The organism is Okeania sp. SIO2B9, assembly GCF_010672505.1.
Lineage (GTDB): Bacteria > Cyanobacteriota > Cyanobacteriia > Cyanobacteriales > Microcoleaceae > Okeania > Okeania hirsuta.
This window is the reverse complement of sequence record NZ_JAAHGK010000900.1, coordinates 1-3,230: the sequence shown is the minus strand read 5'-3', so window position 1 is coordinate 3,230 and position 3,230 is coordinate 1. Positions and strand designations below refer to the sequence as shown.

At 34.5% G+C, this 3,230-nt stretch carries 3 protein-coding genes; all 3 read right to left on the bottom strand.

What is annotated here, in order from left to right; translation table 11 throughout:
• Positions 1–400: 400 nt before the first annotated feature.
• Positions 401–1,582 (bottom strand): FtsW/RodA/SpoVE family cell cycle protein, encoded by a 1,182-nt coding sequence (locus tag F6K13_RS25180; protein WP_124154661.1) that lies wholly within the window; start codon positions 1,580–1,582, stop codon positions 401–403.
• A 91-nt stretch (positions 1,583–1,673) separates the two neighbouring features.
• Complete coding sequence (locus tag F6K13_RS25175; protein ID WP_124154662.1) at positions 1,674–2,162, bottom strand: GNAT family N-acetyltransferase; 489 nt, start codon at positions 2,160–2,162, stop codon at positions 1,674–1,676.
• Between the two features lie 711 nt (positions 2,163–2,873).
• On the bottom strand, positions 2,874–3,230 hold a 357-nt coding region (gene miaE / locus F6K13_RS25170), incomplete at its 5' end, for a tRNA isopentenyl-2-thiomethyl-A-37 hydroxylase MiaE (protein ID WP_287288728.1).

The window sequence follows — 3,230 nt, the reverse complement described above, 5'->3', positions numbered from 1 at the left end:
AAAAAATGAAGCTTTTGCATACTCATCAGATTTATTTGGATTTGTCAGTAACAATAATAACTAAACTTAGTCTAATAAATTATAGCGCTACGCGCTAGGGAATAGGGAATAGGGAACAGGGAACAGGGAATAGCAAACTGTAAAAGGGTTTTAGGATTGAAAAATGTCTTAACCAGTTCTTGTAGTTCTATATTAGGAACCTCCACAAATCAAAAGTAAAATCTATTTTTAGATATACACTATTTTCCCAGTTCTGGTTTTCCTCTTTTCTGAAGATATTTATTAGACATAGGCATGATAATAAAAAATCAAATCAATTATCACACAGAAATTATCAATTCTTTCCCCCTACTGCCTACTGCCTACTGCCTACTGCCTACTGCCTCTTTTCCGGAGATATCTATTGCACATAGCGTTGCCTTCGTAAGCGACGTTCTTTCAAGATTAAAACATCTGCCTGATTTTCTTCTCTAGCTACTCTAACTAATAATCCAGCTAGCGACAAACTACCAATCATTGAACTACCGCCATAGCTAAACATTGGCAATGGTAAACCTGTAGTTGGCAGTATCCCAGTCGCAACACCTATATTTAAGAAAGACTGACCTACTAAAGCTATCATTACTCCAATGGCTACAAGTTGATGTGCCATTCTAGTAGCTTTTAAGGCAACTCTCAAAGCAATAATACTGTATATAGCTAATAATATTAACAGTAATAAGGCTCCCACAAAACCAAACTCTTCAGCATAAACAGAAAATATAAAGTCACTATATGGAATAGGAAGAAAATGTAGCTTTTGCTGAGATAAACCGAAACCGCTGCCCCAAATATCTCCAGAAGCGACTGCTAGTAAACTTTGAATTAACTGATAGCCATCCCCCATTGAATCTGCCCAAGGATTTGTAAAAGAAAGAACTCGCCTCCTCTGATAATCATTAATGCTGACGCTAATGGTAGCTAAAAGAAATCCACCTAAAGCAATACCTCCTAGATAAAAGTAAGGTAGTCCTGCTGCAAAGGCAATAAACCATAAAATCATACCACATAAGGCAGTGGTACTTAAGTTTGGTTGCAGTAAGATAGATGCTAGTATCAAAGAAAAAGTACATAACCAAGTTATCCTTACTAACCAAGTCAAGCGATTCCATTTACTATACAAATTAGCTGCTTGCAGCACCAAAAAAGGTTTCATTAGTTCAGATGGTTGAATAACTACTGGGCCTAAAGATATCCAGCGAGTTGCACCATTAATTGTAGTTCCTATTCCTGGTACCAGGGTGAGAAATAGTAGAGTGAGTATTAAAATTATGCCTATTTTGGCAGTTTGCAGCATAGTAGATAAGCGGGTATAAACAATTATATTAAATCCCATCGTTCCTACTAAAGCCCATATTAACTGCCTTTTAAAAAAGTATAGACCATCTCCATATTCTGTTGCACCACTGGAATAGGAGGCGGAAAACAATACTACTAAACCGATAAATAACCAAAGGAATGTGAACCATCGCAATAGTCTAGCTTCTATAGTCCATGTTTGGACTTTGGGGTCGAAAAAGGGAATGAGATAACGTAAATCCATATAATTTTTGTTACGCTTTTGTTGCGTGTTAGGTGTTAGGTGGTAGGTAAATTTTTCTCATCTAAGGCGACAATCTTAATTAATTTACTGTTTATTTTGTGTCTAGAATTTTTTGATAAATGCGATCGCAGCGTTTGGTTTCTACACCAGTTGTTAAGTGATAACCGCTACTTTCATATAATTTAACAGCTTCTTGCAATACTGTTGCTGTTTCTATCCAAATTTCTTGAAATTTACATTCTATAATTTTGTTTTCTAATTCTTTTAATAAAAATTTTCCTAAACCTTGATTTCTGACTTCTGGCAATAAGTACATCTTTCTAATTTCGGCTGCTTTATTACCTCGTGAAATTGTATAATATGCGGCAGTGCCTAATATTTTTTCTTGTTTTTCTATAACCCAAAATTCTCCTCCTACATTTTGATAAAATTTTTCTACTTGTAAGACATCTCGATCTGCATCTTTGGGTTCCCAGTTTAAACCGTATTCTGCCAGAACAGAACTGATAATATTTGCTACTATTTGACGGTCATCTGGTTGCCAATTTCTAATTACAAAATCACGATAATATTTTTTCATAATTTAAGAAGGTTTTAGGTAGAAGGTTTTAGGTGGTAGGTGGTAGGTTAAAGGTTTTATAGCAATCTAAAATGATTTGTCAAAAATCAAAGGATATATAAAAATTCTCAAACTTTTACCCCTGTTACCTGTTGCCTAAATTCAAAGGTTTGTTTACCTGCAATTGAAATAGAATTCCTATAAGCAAATACCACATTGTTTATTTTTAATTTTCAAACAAATAATATCATGTCTGGTAGCATCGGTATTGTATAGCAAAGGTAAGGAAGAAGGAAGAGGGAAGAGGAAAGAAGAGATAGGAAGGCTATTGAGCAAGAAAAAAATCTAAATTTCCTGTAGATATTCACCCTTAGGTTTACACAAACAATTGCGTTCGGACATGATATAAATTATCAAGATACACATTAGTAATCTTGGTTTAAAAAAGTAAAAAATAAATTACCACGCCACCTAATATTTAATACCATTTCTCAAAAATAATACTATATTTATGCCAGACTTTAATGATTAAGTAATTAGTAAAATTCAATAATTTTTTGAGAGATTATTAGCCAGTAGGTGTGTATTACTCTGATGTTTACTACTTCCCTACCTCTGTAGGTGCGTTCACGATAGTTATGCGAAGCTAACGGCCGTTCACCCTTTAAAGTCTATATTCATATAAACCCCATCATAAGAGCTGAGAGCTGAGAGCTAAAAGCTGATAGCTAGTTAACTATGAATGCGTGGTTCGGGATGTAAATTGCTCAGAATTTCACTTTCAAATATTGCTAATTCCTCTAATCTTTCCTCTACTTTTTCTTGTTCAAAATAAGTTGTGGCTAAAATCCAATATATTCCATAATGTCTGGCTTCAGATGCCATTAAACTACGATAAAATTTTGCTAACTCTGGTTCTGGACAGTAATCTGCAAGTAATCCTAAACGTTCGTGACTTCGAGCTTCAATTAAACAGTAAACTAATAATAAATCTAACATTCTTTCAGGTTCATTCCGTCGCACTTTACTATTTAAAGCTGCTCCATAAGGAGGAGAATTTAGAGGAGCTAATGGAATATTACGGCGTTC